Raw genomic sequence first — 546 nt, 5'->3', positions numbered from 1 at the left:
CTCTGAAGATGATGAAGAAGCGTGTCATCAATGATGCTGAGCTTTTCACGAAGCGTGATGAAGGCGAAGCCACGATAGGTGTCCCTAAATCATTGGATATGTTCGGGCCCGATATTGCTATGGCTCTCTGTGTTGAGCCTTCTCTTGATGGTCGTGTCATCGTTGGTGATGAAATAAAATTCGAGCAGATGGAGAATAAGATTGTTGGGCTGATGCTCCCGCATCATGCTTTCTATAACGTCTCTGAACCCTGTCTTATGGTCCAGAATTATACGCAGACGCCTGACACTGAACTCGGCAAAAAGGCTCTCGAACTCATTGAAGTTGTCTCTAAGCGACACCATCAGCAGGTTATCGAAAAACTCCAAAAAATTGGATGCGATGCTCTAACGGGGCGTAATCTGTTTGCGTTGCGTGGTTCGTGGGAGCTTGGCAACAGGGATATCAATGCGGTGGATGATTCCGCAAAAGCATATATGCTTGACACTTACACGATATCTCACATGGGTAGAGGTGGGGGTAGCGTCTTAGAAGATGGGATGCTGT

The 546-nt window shown here is 46.9% G+C and carries 1 protein-coding gene; it reads left to right on the top strand.

Annotation, left to right across the window (positions count from 1 at the left end; translation table 11 throughout):
* Window positions 1–8 precede the first annotated feature (8 nt).
* Window positions 9–546 (top strand): hypothetical protein (locus tag KP705_RS16615; RefSeq protein ID WP_215765017.1); only part of this gene is annotated, 538 nt, incomplete at its 3' end.

This window comes from Gluconobacter sp. P1D12_c (assembly GCF_018812105.1).
In the GTDB taxonomy this organism is placed as follows: Bacteria; Pseudomonadota; Alphaproteobacteria; order Acetobacterales; family Acetobacteraceae; genus Gluconobacter; species Gluconobacter oxydans_A.
This window is presented reverse-complemented; position numbering and strand designations above follow the sequence as displayed.